Source organism: Mycobacterium sp. MS1601 (assembly GCF_001984215.1).
GTDB lineage: Bacteria > Actinomycetota > Actinomycetes > Mycobacteriales > Mycobacteriaceae > Mycobacterium.
The window spans coordinates 5,916,519-5,932,408 of sequence record NZ_CP019420.1 but is presented as its reverse complement, the minus strand read 5'-3'; the positions used below and the strand labels follow the sequence as shown (position 1 = coordinate 5,932,408).

The window sequence follows — 15,890 nt, the reverse complement described above, 5'->3', positions numbered from 1 at the left end:
GCGCCCTAACTGTTGTTCAGCCCAGTGACGCGGAGTTCGGTGCCGATTCCGGGCTGGAGTAGCGCACCGACGCCTCGACCAGGTCCAGCACGGCCGACAGCCGCTTGGGATCCTCGCCGGAGGCCAACCGGGCCACCAGGCCGTCCAGCACCAGGTCCAGGTACACGTGCAGCACGTCGCTGGGCACGTCGTCGCGCACCCGGCCTGCCTGTGTCTGGCGGCGCAGCCGGTCGGTGGTGGCTGCAGATAGCTCCACCGACCGTTCCGCCCAGCCCTGATTGAACGCCGGATCATGGCGCAGCTTGCGCGCGATCTCCAGACGTGTTGCCAGCCAGTCGAATTGCTCCGGCGTGGCCAACATGTCCCGCATCACCTGGATCAGGCCCTCGCGGGAGGCCACTTCGGCCATCCGCTCGGCATCCTCGCGCGCCAACTCGAAGAACAGCGAGTCCTTGTCACGGAAGTGGTGAAAGATCGCACCCCGCGACAATCCGATCGACTGTTCCAGGCGACGCACCGTCGCCTTGTCGTAGCCGAACTCGGCGAAACACCGTCGGGCGCCGTCGAGGATCTGGCGGCGGCGCGCCGCCAGATGGTCCTCGCTGACTTTGGGCACTACGACTTCAGCATGTTGCGCAGCACGTACTGCAGGATGCCGCCGTTGCGGTAGTAGTCCGCCTCACCGGGGGTGTCGATGCGGACCACCGCGTCGAACTCCACCGTGGAACCGTCCTCCTTGGTGGCGGTCACCTTCACCGTCTTCGGGGTCTTGCCCTCGTTGAGCTCGGTGATGCCGGCGATGTCGAACGTCTCGGTGCCGTCCAGCTTGAGTGACGCCGCGGACTCGCCCTTGGGGAACTGCAGCGGGATGACGCCCATACCGATCAGGTTGGACCGGTGGATGCGCTCGAAGGACTCGGTGATGACCGCGCGCACGCCCAGCAGCGTGGTGCCCTTGGCCGCCCAGTCACGCGACGACCCGGAGCCGTACTCCTTGCCGCCGAGCACCACCAGCGGGATACCCGCGGCCTGGTAGTTGACCGATGCGTCGTAGATGAACGCCTGCGGACCGCCGGGCTGGGTGAAGTCGCGGGTGTAGCCACCCGAAACGTCGTTCAGGAGTTGGTTTTTCAGGCGGATGTTGGCGAAGGTGCCGCGGATCATCACCTCGTGGTTGCCACGCCGCGAACCCAGCGAGTTGAAGTCCTTGGGCTCCACACCGTGCGCTTCGAGGTACTGCGCCGCCGGGGTGCCCTTCTTGATGGCGCCGGCAGGGGAGATGTGGTCGGTGGTGACGGAGTCGCCCAGCAGGGCCAGCACCCGCGCGCCGGTGATGTCTGTGACCGGTTGCGGGTCGGCGGGCATGCCGTCGAAGTAGGGCGCCTTGCGGACATAGGTGGAGTTTTCGTCCCACGCGAAGGTGTTGCCCTCCGGCGTCGGCAGCGAACGCCACCGGTCGTCACCCTTGAACACGTCGGCATAGGACTCGGAGAACATGTCGCGGTCGATCGAGGAGGCGATGGTCTCCTGGATCTCGGCGGCAGTCGGCCAGATGTCCTTCAAGAAGACGTCGTTGCCGTCGTTGTCTTGGCCCAGCGGGTCGGCCTCGAAGTCGAAGTCCATGGTGCCGGCGATGCCGTAGGCGATCACCAGCGGCGGCGAGGCCAGGTAGTTCATCTTGACGTCGGGGGAGATGCGACCCTCGAAGTTGCGGTTGCCGGACAGCACCGCGGTGACCGACAGGTCGTTGTCGTTGATGGCCGCCGAGATCTCTTCCGGCAGCGGCCCGGTGTTGCCGATGCAGGTGGTGCAGCCGTAGCCGCCCAAGTAGTAACCGAGCTTCTCCAGGTACGGCCACACGCCGGCCTTGTTGTAGTAGTCGGTGACGACCTGGCTACCCGGTGCCATGTTGGTCTTGACCCACGGCTTGGTGGTCAGGCCCTTTTCGACGGCCTTCTTGGCCAGCAGCGCGGCGCCCATCATGACCGACGGGTTGGAGGTGTTGGTGCACGACGTGATACCCGCGACGACGACCGCGCCGTGGTCCAGCACGAACTCACCGCGTTCCTCGGAACGCACCGTCACCGGCTTGCTGGGCCGACCCTCCGCGCCGTTGGCGGCCGAGGGCCGCACATCGATCGCACCGTCGTCGGCGAAGGACAGTGACGCCGGGTCACTGGCGGGGAAGGACTCCTCGACGGCCTCGTCGAGCTTGGTCTCCGGGGTCGGGAGGTTCTCCTCGACGTAGTTGTGGATGTCCTTGCGGAAGGCGTTCTTGGCGTCGGAGAGCTCGATGCGGTCCTGCGGGCGCTTGGGGCCCGAGATCGACGGCACCACGGTGGACAGGTCCAACTCGAGGTACTCGGAGAACACCGGCTCCTTGTCGGGGTTGTGCCACATGCCCTGTTCCTTGGCGTACGCCTCGACGAGCGCCAGCTGCTCGTCGGTGCGGCCGGTCAGGCGCAGGTAGTTGATGGTCTCCTCGTCGATGGGGAAGGTGGCTGCGGTGGAACCGAACTCGGGGCTCATGTTGCCCAGGGTGGCGCGGTTGGCCAGCGGCACCTCGGCAACACCCTTGCCGTAGAACTCGACGAACTTGCCGACCACACCGTGCTTGCGCAGCATCTCGGTGACCGTGAGAACGACGTCGGTGGCGGTGACGCCGGGCTTGATCTCGCCGGTGAGCTTGAAACCGACCACGCGGGGGATGAGCATCGAGACCGGCTGGCCCAGCATCGCCGCTTCGGCCTCGATACCGCCGACGCCCCAGCCCAGGACGCCGAGGCCGTTCTCCATGGTGGTGTGGCTGTCGGTGCCCACGCAGGTGTCCGGGTACGCGACGGTCACGGTCTTGCCGTCCACCTCCCGAGCCCGCGTCATCACGACGCGGGCCAGGTATTCGATGTTGACCTGGTGCACGATGCCGGTGCCCGGGGGACGACCTTGAAGTCGTCGAACGCGCCCTGGCCCCAGCGCAGGAACTGGTAGCGCTCACCGTTGCGCTCGTATTCGAGTTCGACGTTGCGCTCGAAGGCGCCGGCGTTGCCGAACACGTCCAGGATCACGGAGTGGTCGATGACGAGCTCGGCCGGGGCGAGCGGGTTGACCTTGTCCGGGTCGCCGCCCAGCGTCGCCACGGCTTCGCGCATGGTGGTCAGGTCGACGATGCAGGGGACCCCGGTGAAGTCCTGCATCAGCACGCGGCCGGGGGTGAACTGGATCTCGACACTGGGTTCGGCAGTGGGATCCCAGTTGGCGATGGCCTCGATGTGCTCTTTGGTGATGTTGGCGCCGTCCTCGGTGCGCAGCAGGTTCTCGGCGAGGACTTTGAGGCTGTACGGAAGTTTCTCGACGCCGGGGACGGCATCCAGGCGATAGATTTCGTAAGAGTTGTCACCCACCTCGAGCGTGGAGCGAGCTCCATAGCTGTCAACAGAGGTATTAGTGCTGGTCACATCAACTCCCGGCGTTTCGTGTTCCTCGCCGGCGGGCTGTGCCGGCGATCGGCTGCAACTCTAACAGTACGCTTGTCCTGTAATTCACCGGCCCGGGTGTGGGCGCATCGGTACCGGTCGTGTATCAGTCTTCCCGCGCCGGGCCGGGGATGCCACCGACTCCGATGACCGTCGCGTACCGTGCGTGTGAACGTTGAGGTCTGGGCGAAGCGGATGGTGGGCATGTCGGAGTCGTTGACGCAGGTTGGTGTGTTCATTCCACCCGAGGTCGACATGCCGCTGGTTCAGGCGGAGGTGGCCCGCGACGGGGTGAGCGCGCCGCCGGCCGACGAACCGGGCCTGCTGCAGGTGGTCGAGGAGGCGGCGCAGGATGGCATCGACCTCAAGATCGTGGTGATCCCGAACAACCCGCACATCGACACCCCGCTGCGCGACATCGCCACCGAGGTGGGTCAGGCCAATCCCGGTTCGACGGTGCTGGTGCTCAGCCCGTCGTTCGCCGGAACCTACAGCTCCGAGTTCGACCGGGTGACCCTGGAGGCGGGCGAAGACCTCGCCAAGACCGGCAACCCTGTGCAGTCCTCCCAGAATTTTGTGAGCCAGCTGAATACGCCGGATTTCCCGTGGACGGGTCTCACGATCGTGCTCACGCTCGGTGTTTTCCTGGCGGTTATCGCAACGCGCATCCTTGCGGTAAAAGGCAAGCAATCCGCTGCGGAGAAAGACGCTTCTACCAGCGATTCCTGAGCCAGTAGCGACCATTTGGCGAATTCGAATTGTCACCGTTCGATAACGGCGCGCTAATTACATTCCTGTAATTTGTAACGAAAGTTTCTTCAGGGACAATTGTGACGTACGGTTCTGGGCGTAACCATTGTTGTTGTTGTGCCTCCAGTGACTGGACATACCCGAGTGACGGGTGATCCGGTCGCGTCGAGCCATGAGGAGACATGAGTCGTATGAGACCCGTCCACGGCGCATCTCCGTTGCTGACGCTGGCGCTGCTGTTCAGCAGTCCGGCCCTCGCGCACGCAGAACCAGCACCCGCACCCACCAGCCTGGCCGCCCTGATCGCCGACGTCGCCGAAGCCAACCAACAACTCTCGGACCTGGGTGCAGCCGTGCAAACCGAGCAGGAAGGCGTCAACAAGGCGATCCTCGACGTGCAGACGGCGCGCGACGACGTCGCCGCCGCGCAGCGCGAGCTCGATCTGAGTCGCCAAGGCGTCCGTGACGCCGACGCGGCCATCGCCGCCGCGCAGAGCAAGTTCGACGACTTCGCCGTCGCCTCCTACATCAACGGCCCGTCGGTGTCGTATCTGACCGCGACCGACCCGGGCGAGATCATCGCCAACGCGGCCACCGAACACACCCTGGCGCTCAGCTCGCAGAAGGTGATGGCGGACCTGCAACAGGCCCGCACCGAGCAGCTGAACCAGGAATCGCTGGCCCGTGCCGCCAAGCTCAAGGCCGACCAGGCCGCCGGTGCGGCGCAGGCCAGCCAGGACAACGCCGTGGCCGCGTTGTCGGCCGCGCAGCAGCGTTTCGCCGACCAGCAGGCGCAGATCACCCAGCTCGGCGCCAAGCGCGACGCCGCCCAGGCGGAACTGGCCAAAGCCCGCGCCGCGGCAGCGCCCGGCGGTGCAGCGGCGGTGGTCCGCACCCAGGCCGCCACGGTGCCCGCGGGGCCCGCGGGACCTGTTGCGGGGGACTGGGATCACGCACCCGCCGCCGCGCCGTTCGGCGACGTCAGCCAGTGGGACACCACCTTGCCGATGGTGCCCAGCGCCTTCGTCTCCGGCGATCCCATCGCGATCATCAACGAGATCCTCAAGATCAGCTCCACCTCGGCGCAGCTCACCGCGGACATGGGCCGCAGCTTCCTGGAGAAGCTGGGCATCCTCAAGCCCGCCGACACCGGCATCACCAACGGCGCCATCCCGCGTGTCTACGGACGCCAGGCCTCCGAGTACGTCATCCAGCGCGCAATGAGGCAGCTGGGTGTCCCGTACTCGTGGGGTGGTGGCAACGCCGCCGGAGCCAGTCGCGGAATCGATTCCGGCGCAGGCACTGTCGGCTTCGACTGCTCCGGGCTGATCCTGCACGCCTTCGCCGGGGTGGGTATCAAGCTCCCGCACTACTCCGGTTCGCAGTACAACATGGGCCGCCAGCTCCCGTCGTCGCAAATGCGCCGAGGGGACGTCATCTTCTACGGCCCGGGCGGCAGTCAGCACGTTGCGCTCTACCTCGGCAACGGCCAGATGCTCGAAGCTCCGTACACCGGTTCCGTGGTCAAGGTCTCGCCGGTGCGTACCAGTGGCATGACGCCGAACGTCGTGCGCTACATCGAATACTGATGGGTCGTCATTTGTCTCCGCAACACCTGCGCCACAAGCTCTTTCGCCTCACCCGCCCCGCCCTGGCGGTGCTGGTGGCGGTCCTGTTGGCCATCGGCGCCGCCGCACCCGCGTCGGCCGAACCGGATCCGGGACAGTGGGATCCGACGCTGCCCAAGCTGATCAGCGCAGGAGCGCCGGGCGACCCGCTGGCCATTGCCAACGCCTCGCTGGCGGTCACCGCGCAGGCCACCGAGGCCACCATGAACCTCGGCCGCAGCTTCCTGCAGAAGCTCGGACTGGCGCCCAGTGACGCCGCCGCGGGAGTGGCACCGGGACGGGTGCGCGGCCCACAGGCCATCGAATACGTCATCCGCCGCGGCGCCAGTCAGATCGGCACGCCGTACTCCTGGGGTGGCGGCAAACCGACCGGACCCAGCACCGGCGTGGACTCCGGAGCCAACACCGTCGGCTACGACTGCTCCGGTTTCACCCAGTTCGCGTTCGCAGGTGTCGGCGTTCTGATCCCCAAGTACTCCGGTGATCAGTACAACACCGGGCGCAAGGTGCCCCAGTCCCAGGCCAAGCGTGGAGACCTGTTGTTCTGGGGTCCCGGCGGCAGCCAGCACGTGGCGATCTTCCTGGGTAACGGCCAGATGCTGGAGTCTTCCGGCAGTGCAGGTCAGGTCAAGGTGAGCCCGCTGCGGACCGCGGGATTGCAGCCCTACCTGGCGCGCATCATCGAGTCCTGAGGGCGCGCCCGGTAGGTGGGCACGTCGACGTATTCCGAAGTGCCTGGAATAGTTGAGTCGAGCGCGGTTGCCCGACGTCGTGGGCTGCCGCAGAAGAGATCACGTTCAGCTGTGGAGGATTGTCGATGACGTCACCAGGTGGGTCGCCCAACTACACGCCGGGAGGTGCGCCAGGCGCTCACGCCGCCCCGGCCGCTCCGGCGCCGACCCAGAGCAACCTGGCCGCCGAGGTGCACACGCTGGAACGCGCCATCTTCGAGGTCAAACGGATCATCGTCGGCCAGGACCAACTGGTCGAACGCATCCTGATCGGCCTGCTGGCCAAGGGGCACGTGCTGCTCGAAGGTGTACCCGGGGTGGCCAAGACGCTGGCCGTCGAGACCTTCGCCAAGGTGGTGGGCGGCACCTTCGCCCGTATCCAGTTCACCCCGGACCTGGTGCCCACCGACATCATCGGTACCCGCATCTACCGTCAGGGCAAAGAAGAGTTCGACATCGAACTCGGCCCCGTGGTCTGCAACTTCCTGCTGGCCGACGAGATCAACCGGGCCCCCGCCAAGGTGCAGTCGGCGCTGCTGGAGGTCATGGCCGAGCGCAAGATCTCCATCGGCGGCAAGACCTACCCGTTGCCCAAGCCGTTCCTGGTGATGGCCACGCAGAACCCGATCGAGAACGAGGGCGTGTACCCGCTGCCCGAGGCGCAGCGCGACCGCTTCCTGTTCAAGATCAACGTCGACTACCCGTCGCCGGAGGAAGAACGCGAGATCATCTACCGGATGGGCATCACGCCGCCCACCCCCAAGGGCATTCTCAACCCCGGTGACCTGCTGCGCCTGCAGGACCTGGCCGCCAACAACTTCGTCCACCACGCGCTGGTGGACTACGTGGTGCGCGTCATCACCGCCACCCGCCACCCGGAGCAGTTCGGTCTGGGCGATGTGAAGAACTGGATCTCGTTCGGTGCCTCGCCGCGTGCGTCCCTGGGCATCATCGCCGCGGCCCGCGCGCTGGCGCTGGTCCGCGGCCGCGACTACGTGATCCCGCAGGACGTCATCGAGGTGATCCCGGACGTGCTGCGCCACCGCCTGGTGCTCACCTACGACGCGCTGGCCGACGAGGTGTCCGCCGAGACGGTGATCAACCGGATTCTGCAGACCGTTGCCCTCCCGCAGGTGAATGCCGTTCCGCAGCAAGGGCATTCGGTGCCGTCGGGTATTCCCAACGCCCCCAGGGGCAGGTGGCGGCTAACGGTCGGTGACCGGACCGCAGAGCATCCATCCGCCGTCGTTCCAGCGCGGTGAGATCGGAGACCCGAAACTCGCGGCGGCGCTGCGCACCCTGGAGCTGACGGTGCGCCGCAAGCTCGACGGGGTGCTGCACGGTGACCACCTCGGGCTCATCCCCGGTCCCGGTTCCGAACCGGGTGACTCGCGGATGTACCAGCCCGGCGACGACGTGCGCCGGATGGACTGGTCGGTGACCGCCCGCACCCTGGTGCCCCACGTCCGGCAGATGATCGCCGACCGCGAGTTGGAGACCTGGTTGGTGATCGACATGTCGGCCAGCCTGGACTTCGGCACCACCGGTTGTGAGAAGCGTGATCTGGTGGTTGCCGCGGCGGCCGCCATCACCTACCTCAACAGTGGCGGCGGCAACCGCTTGGGCGCCATCATCGCCAACGGTGACAGCATCGTCCGGGTGCCTGCGTTGTCGGGTCGCCAGCACGAGCAGAGCCTGCTGCGGGCCATCGCCACCGCCCCGCGAGCCCCGCAGGGGGTGCGAGGAGACCTGTCCGCCGCCATCGACGCGCTGCGCCGGCCGGAGCGCCGCCGCGGCATGGCGGTGGTGATCAGTGACTTCCTGGGCCCGATCAACTGGATGCGCCAACTGCGGGCCATCGCCGCCCGGCACGAGGTGCTGGGTGTCGAGGTGCTCGACCCACGCGACGTGGAACTGCCCGATGTCGGCGACGTGATCCTGCAGGACACCGAATCCGGCATCACCAAGGAATTCCGGATCGACGCCCAGCTGCGCGACGACTTCGCCAAGGCCGCCGCCGCCCATCGCGCGGAGGTGGCTCGCACCATGCGGCGCTGCGGCGCCCCGCTGATGACCCTGCGTACCGACCGGGACTGGATCGCCGACATCGTGCGATTCGTGGCGTCCCGTCGCCGCGGCGCGCTCGCAGGCATCTAGACCAGAAAGAAGTGACTGACCGGATATGACGTTGCCACTGCTCGGGCCGATGTCGTTGTCGGGCTTCGAACACCCGTGGTTCTTCCTGTTCTTCATCGTGATCGCGGCCCTGGTCGTGCTATACGTCATGGTGCAGCGGGCCAGGGAGACCCGCGTCCTGCGGTTCGCCAACATGGAGCTGCTGGAGACGGTGGCGCCCAAGCGGCCCACCCGGTGGCGGCACCTGCCCGCGATCGCGCTCATCACGTCGATGTCGCTGTTGACCATCGCAATGGCCGGGCCCACCCATGACGTGCGGATTCCGCGTAACCGGGCCGTGGTCATGCTGGTGATCGACGTCTCGCAGTCCATGCGGGCCACCGACGTGGCGCCCAGCCGGCTGTCGGCCGCGCAGGAAGCCGCCAAACAGTTCGCCGACCAGCTGACCCCCGGCATCAACCTGGGTCTGATCGCCTACGCCGGCACCGCCACCGTGCTCACCTCGCCCACCACCAACCGCGAGGCCACCAAGAACGCCATCGACAAGTTGCAGCTGGCCGACCGCACCGCCACCGGCGAGGGCATCTTCACCGCGCTGCAGTCCATCGCCACCGTCGGCGCCGTCATCGGCGGTGGTGACGAACCGCCACCCGCGCGCATCGTGCTGATGTCCGACGGCAAGGAGACGGTGCCGTCCAACCCGGACAATCCCAAGGGCGCCTACACCGCTGCACGCACGGCCAAGGACCAGGGCGTGCCGATCTCGACGGTGTCGTTCGGTACCCCCTACGGCTACGTCGAGATCAACGATCAGCGCCAGCCGGTGCCCGTCGACGACGAGATGCTGGCCAAAATTGCCGACCTGTCCGGCGGAAGCGCCTACACCGCCTCCAGCCTGGAACAGCTCAAGGAAGTGTTCACCTCCCTGCAGGAGCAGATCGGCTACGAGACCATCAAGGGCGACGCCAGCGTGGGTTGGCTGCGCCTGGGTGCCCTCGCGCTGGCCCTGGCCGCGCTGGCCGCCCTGGTGATCAACCGCCGCCTACCCGGGTGATGCGATTTCAACCGAGCGCGGGGCAGGCGATAAGTTGACGACCATGACCGACACCGCCGCTACCGAGGTCCCCGTGGGACGACCCCCGTTCATCGCCCGCTCCGTCCTGGTCACAGGCGGAAACCGGGGCATCGGTCTGGCGATTGCGCAACGGCTGGCCGCCGATGGGCACAAGGTGGCCGTCACCCACCGGGGCTCCGGCGCCCCCGAGGGCCTGTTCGGCGTCGAGTGTGACGTCACCGACAATGCGGCCGTCGACCGCGCCTTCACCGAGGTCGAGGAGCACCAGGGACCGGTCGAGGTGCTGGTGTCGAACGCAGGCATCTCGCAGGACGCGTTCCTGATGCGGATGACCGAGGAGCGTTTCGAGAACGTCATCAACGCCAACCTCACCGGCGCGTTCCGGGTGGCGCAGCGCGCCTGCCGCAGCATGCAGCGCAAGCGCTTCGGCCGCATCATCTTCATCGGCTCGGTGTCGGGCATGTGGGGCATCGGCAACCAGGCCAACTACGCCGCGGCCAAGGCCGGTCTGATCGGTATGGCCCGCTCCATCTCCCGCGAACTCTCCAAAGCCGGCGTCACCGCCAACGTCGTCGCCCCCGGCTACATCGACACCGAGATGACCCGTGCCCTGGACGAACGGATCCAGGCGGGTGCGCTGGAGTTCATCCCCGCCAAGCGCGTCGGCACCGCCGACGAGGTGGCCGGGGCCGTCAGCTTCCTGGCGTCAGAAGACGCAAGCTACATCGCCGGCGCGGTCATCCCCGTCGACGGCGGTATGGGCATGGGCCACTAGAAAGGGCAACAAACAGACATGACTGGTTTTCTCGAAGGCAAGCGGATCCTCGTCACCGGGATCATCACCGACAGCTCCATCGCGTTCTATATCGCCAAGGTGGCCCAGGAAGCGGGCGCCGAGCTGGTGCTCACCGGGTTCGACCGGATGAAGCTGATCCGCCGTATCGCCGACCGCCTGCCCAACCCGGCTCCGCTGATCGAGCTCGACGTGCAGAACTCCGAGCACCTGTCGACGCTGGCCGACCGGGTGAGCGCCGAGATCGGTGAGGGCAACAAGCTCGACGGAGTGGTGCACTCCATCGGCTTCATGCCGCAGACCGGGATGGGCATCAACCCGTTCTTCGACGCGCCCTACGAGGATGTGGCCAAGGGCATCCACATCTCCGCATACTCCTACGCATCGCTGGCCAAGGCCGTGCTGCCGATCATGAACCCGGGCGGCGGCATCGTCGGCATGGACTTCGATCCCACCCGGGCGATGCCCGCCTACAACTGGATGACGGTGGCCAAGAGCGCGCTGGAGTCGGTCAACCGCTTTGTCGCCCGTGAGGCCGGCAAGGTGGGCGTGCGGTCCAATCTTGTTGCCGCAGGTCCCATCCGGACGCTGGCCATGAGTGCCATCGTGGGCGGTGCCCTGGGTGCCGAGGCCGGCGACCAGATGAAGCTGCTGGAAGAGGGCTGGGACCAGCGCGCCCCGATCGGCTGGAACATGAAGGACCCGACCCCGGTGGCCAAGACGGTGTGCGCCCTGATGTCGGACTGGCTGCCCGCCACCACCGGCTCCATCGTCTACGCAGACGGCGGCGCACACACCCAGCTGCTCTGACGGACTGCTGTGGATTTCGACGCGATACTGCTCCTGTCCTTCGGCGGCCCCGAAGGACCTGAGCAGGTCATGCCGTTTCTGGAGAACGTCACCCGGGGCCGTGGCATCCCGCGGGAGCGACTCGAGGCCGTCGCCGAGCACTACTACCACTTCGGCGGTGTCTCACCGATCAACGGCATCAACCGCGCACTGATCGACCAACTGCGCACTGTCACGGATCTGCCGGTGTACTTCGGCAACCGCAACTGGGATCCGTTCGTCGAGGACACCGTCGCCGCCATGCGTGACGACGGGATCCGCCGCGCCGCCGTGTTCGCCACCTCGGCGTGGGGCGGCTACAGCGGCTGCGCGCAATACCAGGAGGACATCACCCGAGGCCGCGCCGCAGCCGGGCCCGGGGCCCCCGAACTGGTGAAGCTGCGACAGTATTTCGACCACCCGCTGTTCGTGGCGATGTTCGCCGACGCGATCGCCGAGGCCGCCGCCACCCTGCCCCCGGATGCGGCGCCGCGGCTGGTGTTCACCGCCCACTCCATCCCGCTGCGCGCGGCCTCGCGCTGTGGGCAGGACCTCTATGAGCGTCAGGTCGGTTACGCCTCCCGGCTGGTGGCGGCCGCGGCGGGTTACCACGATTTCGACCTGGTGTGGCAGTCGCGGTCGGGGCCGCCGCAGGTGCCCTGGCTGGAACCGGACGTCGGTGATCACCTCGACAACCTGGTGGCCCGGGGTGTCAACGCAGTCCTGGTGTGCCCCATCGGTTTTGTGGCCGACCACATCGAGGTGGTGTGGGACCTGGACAACGAACTGCGCGAGCAGGCCGACGCGGCAGGGGTGGCTCTGGCCCGCGCCAGCACCCCCAACGCGCAGAAGCGGTTCGCCGAGCTCATCGTGGATCTGGTGGACGAACGGCGCCTGGGGCGAGATCCGGTCCGCGTCGCCGGACCCGATCCGGTGCCGGGCCACGGCAGCAGTGTCGACGGCGCGTTCTGCACGCCGGCGTGTGAACCGGTCAGCTCTCCCAGGCCGAGTGCAGGATCGCGGTGACCGCGGCCAGCCGAGCCGAGCGCACCACCTGACCCAGCGGCCGCAGCGCGTCGCTGGCGATCTGTACCTCTGACGAGGACTGTGTGGAGATGGGCATCAGCCCGGCGCTCACGGTGATGATGGCGTCGACGTGCGCGGCGTTGTCCAGCACCCGCAGTGCCCGGGTGGGGGCGTGCTCGGGGGCGATGTGGTGGCGGCCCGATTCCAGGACCTGCTCGACCATGCCGCGCGGGTCCTCGACCTCGACACCAGCGCCGCCTGCACGCAATGCCGAGAGGGCTTCGGCGGCCGAGCGCACCGCCGAGCGCAGCTCGAACTCCGCCTCGCCCAGGTCGAAGTACTGAGCGACGGGCACGGTGGGCAGCGAGTACACCGTCCAGGCCAACCGACGCAGCTCGGGGGAATCGTCGTAGTCGTCGTCCTCGGAGCCGAAGTCGAAGGCGTCGTCGGAGGCCTCGTACTCGAAATCGGGGACCAGCCCCACCGGGGTGCCGCGCTCGGACGTCACGATCACGGCTTCGCCCGCGTCGAGGGCATCACGGGCGAACGTCGTGCCCGCGGGCAGTCCCCGTACGTCGCCCGGGACCGGCAGGACGATGCTCAACGACGGCTGCGGAATCGACCGCACGCCCGCTGCGGTCCGCAGCGTCTGCAGCATGGAGACCGCCCCCGCGTCGTTGACATCCGGCCACGGCAGGCCGGTGGCCGACGCTGCCACAGCGTCATACGCGGTCACCGAATGCGTTGGCGCCCATAGGGATAACGCGTCGAGGACGTCGTCGGGCGCAGCCTTGCCTGCAATCCAGGCGTTGGCCCACACGGCGAGGGAAACACTCGGGCACCACATGATGGCAGCAGTGTAGTTGTTCCCCGGGGAACGCACCCGCCGCGACGCCCCGACGCACCCCTGATCCGTCGGGGCCACGGGCTATCCTTGCGTCATGCCCGCGGCCCTGATTTGGCTCATCGTCGCTTTGGGGCTCGCCGGTGCCGAAGCATTGACCGGCGATCTGTTCCTGCTGATGCTCGGCGGGGGCGCACTGGCCGCGGCGGGCTCGGCCGCGGTGTTCGACTGGCCGATCTGGGCCGACGGCGTGGTGTTCCTCGTTGTCTCCATCGTGTTGCTGCTCCTGGTGCGACCCGCGCTGCGCCGACGTTTCACGTCCAGGCCCGCCATCGAGACGGGCACCGAAGCTCTCGAGGGAAAACCCGCGCTGGTGCTCAACCGGGTGAGTCAGCACGAGGGACAGGTCAAACTCGACGGCGAGATCTGGACGGCTCGGCCGCTGAACGACCACGACGTCTACGAGCCGGGCGCCCAGGTGACCGTGATGCACATCGACGGCGCCACCGCCGTCGTCTGGAAGAACGCCTGACCTCAAAGGAGATTCCGTATGGACGGTGCGATCGCCGGGCTGGTTCTGCTGGCAGTTCTTGTCATCCTCGCCGTGATCATCGTGGCCAAGTCGGTGGCCCTGGTGCCCCAGGCCGAGGCCGCGGTGATCGAACGGCTGGGCCGTTACAGCCGCACGGTCAGCGGTCAGCTGACCCTGCTGGTGCCGTTCATCGACCGGGTGCGGGCCAAGGTCGACCTGCGCGAGCGGGTGGTGTCGTTCCCGCCGCAGCCGGTGATCACCGAGGACAACCTCACGCTGAACATCGACACGGTGGTGTACTTCCAGGTCACCAACCCGCAGGCGGCGGTGTACGCCATCAGCAACTACATCGTCGGCGTCGAGCAGCTCACCACCACCACGCTGCGCAACGTGGTCGGCGGTATGACTCTGGAACAGACACTGACCTCGCGCGACTCCATCAACGGACAGCTTCGTGGGGTGCTCGACGAGGCCACCGGCAAGTGGGGGCTGCGCGTCGCCCGCGTGGAACTGCGCTCCATCGACCCGCCGCCGTCGGTGCAGGAGTCCATGGAAAAGCAGATGAAGGCCGATCGCGAGAAGCGCGCGATGATCCTCACCGCCGAAGGCATCCGGGAATCCTCCATCAAACAGGCCGAAGGACAGAAGCAGTCACAGATCCTGTCCGCCGAGGGCGCCAAACAGGCAGCCATCCTGGCCGCCGAGGCCGATCGGCAATCCCGGATGCTGCGTGCGCAGGGCGAGCGGGCAGCTCAGTATCTGCAAGCCCAGGGCCAGGCCAAAGCCATCGAGAAGACCTTCGCCGCCATCAAGGCCGGTAGGCCCACTCCCGAACTGTTGGCCTACCAGTACCTACAGACGCTGCCGCTGATGGCCAAGGGCGAGGCCAACAAGGTCTGGGTTGTGCCCAGCGACTTCGGCTCCGCGCTGCAGGGGTTCACCAAGCTCCTCGGGGCACCGGGAGAAGACGGTGTGTTCCGCTACACACCGTCGCCAGTGGAGGACCAGCTGTCCCAGCCGGAGGACGACTCCGAAGAGGTCAAGGACTGGTTCACCACCCAGACCGACCCGGAAATCGCCCGCGCGGTGGCCAAAGCCGAGGCCGACGCCCGCAGCACCACCACACCCGAGATCGCGGCGCCGAAGCTGCCTCCGGTGCAGGCGCAGTATCCGGTCGACACCACAGCTCCGGTGGACCGTCAGGCGCCGCCGCCACCCAGTGGAGCGCACCGGGCGCCCTGATCTCCGTCGGTGTCCACGGCCGGCTGCGCCCGTCTGCGACGGTGGTGGCGGGTTTCGTAGTACAGCCCGGCCACCCCCAGGCTCGCGGTCAGCAGCGACACCACCACCAGCAGCGGATTGACGCTGCCGGTCAACGCGTCACCGAGAACCACCACCGCGACCGTGCCGGGAAGCAATCCCACCACCGTGGCCAGCGTGTAGGGCACCAGTCGCACGGCCGACGCCCCCGCGGCGTAGTTGAGCACCGAGAACGGGACCGCCGGGATCATCCGCAACGACAAGATGGCCGGCCAGCCGCGTCGACGCAGCCGGGCGTCGAGCACGTCGATCGAGGGATTGCGCACCAACCGGCTGAGTTGCCAGCCCACCGCCCGCACCAGCACCACGGCCAACAGCGCGCTGATGGTACTGGCGACCACCGCCAGCCCGACCCCCAGCAGCGGTCCGAACAGCAGGCCCGCTGCCAGCGTGAACGCTGTGCGGGGAAACGGAAACACCGTCAGCACCACGTGGGCGCCGAAGAAGGCCAGCGGGAACCACGAGCCCAGCGACGTCGCCCAATCGCGCAGTTGCACCGCCGTGGGGAACGGCACCAGCAGCACAATTGCGACAAGAATCACACCGACGAGCGCCGTGGCCATCAGACGTCGCCGGGGGATCTGCCGGGCCGTCGCGACAACCGCTGCGCGCACACTGCGCAACGTGCGGAGACTGGGCTTGGCCACGGCAAACAAGGTTACGCACTCTGTCGTGTTAGGCGGCGAATCTGTCGGGCTCGTCACGTACGGGCGGCTCTTGGTACGTGACGGGCATCATTTAGCCTGAGGGTTCG

The 15,890-nt window shown here is 67.4% G+C and carries 14 protein-coding genes and 1 pseudogene; 11 read left to right on the top strand and 4 right to left on the bottom strand.

The window, feature by feature from the left end:
• Positions 1 to 16: 16 nt before the first annotated feature.
• Together BVC93_RS28270 and BVC93_RS28265 are read right to left on the bottom strand one after the other, a co-directional pair.
• Positions 17 to 616 carry a TetR/AcrR family transcriptional regulator gene (locus BVC93_RS28270; protein WP_083740295.1) on the bottom strand — a complete coding sequence of 200 codons (600 nt, stop codon included), beginning with the start codon at positions 614 to 616 and terminating at the stop codon, positions 17 to 19.
• Positions 616 to 3,455: pseudogene (locus tag BVC93_RS28265) on the bottom strand (aconitate hydratase). Before BVC93_RS28265 ends, BVC93_RS28270 begins: the two are co-directional and overlap by 1 nt.
• A gap of 222 nt (positions 3,456 to 3,677) precedes the next feature.
• Here BVC93_RS28265 and BVC93_RS28260 point away from each other — a divergent pair.
• From BVC93_RS28260 to BVC93_RS28220, 9 genes are all read left to right on the top strand, one after another.
• On the top strand, positions 3,678 to 4,202 hold the full coding sequence (locus tag BVC93_RS28260) for an Rv1476 family membrane protein (protein ID WP_157517299.1): 525 nt from the start codon (positions 3,678 to 3,680) through the stop codon (positions 4,200 to 4,202).
• Between the two features lie 212 nt (positions 4,203 to 4,414).
• Positions 4,415 to 5,812, top strand: a complete 1,398-nt coding sequence (ripA, locus tag BVC93_RS28255; RefSeq protein WP_083740294.1) for an NlpC/P60 family peptidoglycan endopeptidase RipA — start codon at positions 4,415 to 4,417, stop codon at positions 5,810 to 5,812.
• Positions 5,812 to 6,543 (top strand): NlpC/P60 family peptidoglycan endopeptidase RipB, encoded by a 732-nt coding sequence (gene ripB / locus BVC93_RS28250; protein WP_083740293.1) that lies wholly within the window; start codon positions 5,812 to 5,814, stop codon positions 6,541 to 6,543. The genes ripA and ripB overlap by 1 nt, the downstream gene beginning before the upstream one ends.
• A 125-nt stretch (positions 6,544 to 6,668) precedes the next feature.
• Positions 6,669 to 7,844, top strand: a complete 1,176-nt coding sequence (gene moxR1 / locus BVC93_RS28245; protein WP_236950162.1) for a chaperone MoxR1 — start codon at positions 6,669 to 6,671, stop codon at positions 7,842 to 7,844.
• Positions 7,798 to 8,739, top strand: a complete 942-nt coding sequence (locus tag BVC93_RS28240; protein WP_083740292.1) for a DUF58 domain-containing protein — start codon at positions 7,798 to 7,800, stop codon at positions 8,737 to 8,739. Before moxR1 ends, BVC93_RS28240 begins: the two co-directional genes overlap by 47 nt.
• Positions 8,740 to 8,764: 25 nt before the next feature.
• The gene (locus BVC93_RS28235) at positions 8,765 to 9,772 is read left to right on the top strand and encodes a VWA domain-containing protein (RefSeq protein ID WP_083740291.1); all 1,008 of its coding nucleotides are present in this window, start codon (positions 8,765 to 8,767) and stop codon (positions 9,770 to 9,772) included.
• Positions 9,773 to 9,815: 43 nt separating this feature from the next.
• Complete coding sequence (gene fabG1 / locus BVC93_RS28230) at positions 9,816 to 10,568, top strand: 3-oxoacyl-ACP reductase FabG1 (RefSeq protein ID WP_083740290.1); 753 nt, start codon at positions 9,816 to 9,818, stop codon at positions 10,566 to 10,568.
• An 18-nt stretch (positions 10,569 to 10,586) separates the two neighbouring features.
• Entirely contained in the window at positions 10,587 to 11,396 is an 810-nt protein-coding gene (inhA, locus tag BVC93_RS28225) for an NADH-dependent enoyl-ACP reductase InhA (RefSeq protein ID WP_083740289.1), read from the top strand.
• A gap of 9 nt (positions 11,397 to 11,405) precedes the next feature.
• Positions 11,406 to 12,440 carry a ferrochelatase gene (locus BVC93_RS28220; protein ID WP_083740288.1) on the top strand — a complete coding sequence of 345 codons (1,035 nt, stop codon included), beginning with the start codon at positions 11,406 to 11,408 and terminating at the stop codon, positions 12,438 to 12,440.
• On the opposite strand, the gene BVC93_RS28215 is transcribed toward BVC93_RS28220, so the two are convergent.
• On the bottom strand, positions 12,406 to 13,287 hold the full coding sequence (locus BVC93_RS28215; RefSeq protein WP_083741424.1) for a hypothetical protein: 882 nt from the start codon (positions 13,285 to 13,287) through the stop codon (positions 12,406 to 12,408). The two genes, BVC93_RS28220 and BVC93_RS28215, sit on opposite strands and share 35 nt — an antisense overlap.
• 94 nt (positions 13,288 to 13,381) lie before the next feature.
• On the opposite strand from BVC93_RS28215, the gene BVC93_RS28210 reads away from it, so the two are divergent.
• Both BVC93_RS28210 and BVC93_RS28205 read left to right on the top strand, forming a co-directional pair.
• Entirely contained in the window at positions 13,382 to 13,816 is a 435-nt protein-coding gene (locus tag BVC93_RS28210) for an NfeD family protein (RefSeq protein ID WP_083740287.1), read from the top strand.
• Positions 13,817 to 13,834: 18 nt separating this feature from the next.
• Complete coding sequence (locus BVC93_RS28205; protein ID WP_083740286.1) at positions 13,835 to 15,058, top strand: SPFH domain-containing protein; 1,224 nt, start codon at positions 13,835 to 13,837, stop codon at positions 15,056 to 15,058.
• On the opposite strand, the gene BVC93_RS28200 is transcribed toward BVC93_RS28205, so the two are convergent.
• Positions 15,016 to 15,792, bottom strand: a complete 777-nt coding sequence (locus BVC93_RS28200) for a TVP38/TMEM64 family protein (protein ID WP_442928987.1) — start codon at positions 15,790 to 15,792, stop codon at positions 15,016 to 15,018. The genes BVC93_RS28205 and BVC93_RS28200 overlap by 43 nt on opposite strands.
• Between the last annotated feature and the right edge of the window lie 98 nt (positions 15,793 to 15,890).

Coding starts and splice junctions, on each gene's coding strand:
- moxR1 (WP_236950162.1), top strand. CDS start 6,669: ATGACGTCACCAGGTGGGTCGCCCAACTACACGCCGGGAGGTGCGCCA.
- inhA (WP_083740289.1), top strand. CDS start 10,587: ATGACTGGTTTTCTCGAAGGCAAGCGGATCCTCGTCACCGGGATCATC.
- ripA (WP_083740294.1), top strand. CDS start 4,415: ATGAGACCCGTCCACGGCGCATCTCCGTTGCTGACGCTGGCGCTGCTG.
- BVC93_RS28215 (WP_083741424.1), bottom strand. CDS start 13,287: ATGTGGTGCCCGAGTGTTTCCCTCGCCGTGTGGGCCAACGCCTGGATT.
- ripB (WP_083740293.1), top strand. CDS start 5,812: ATGGGTCGTCATTTGTCTCCGCAACACCTGCGCCACAAGCTCTTTCGC.
- BVC93_RS28205 (WP_083740286.1), top strand. CDS start 13,835: ATGGACGGTGCGATCGCCGGGCTGGTTCTGCTGGCAGTTCTTGTCATC.
- BVC93_RS28235 (WP_083740291.1), top strand. CDS start 8,765: ATGACGTTGCCACTGCTCGGGCCGATGTCGTTGTCGGGCTTCGAACAC.
- BVC93_RS28210 (WP_083740287.1), top strand. CDS start 13,382: ATGCCCGCGGCCCTGATTTGGCTCATCGTCGCTTTGGGGCTCGCCGGT.
- BVC93_RS28260 (WP_157517299.1), top strand. CDS start 3,678: ATGTCGGAGTCGTTGACGCAGGTTGGTGTGTTCATTCCACCCGAGGTC.
- fabG1 (WP_083740290.1), top strand. CDS start 9,816: ATGACCGACACCGCCGCTACCGAGGTCCCCGTGGGACGACCCCCGTTC.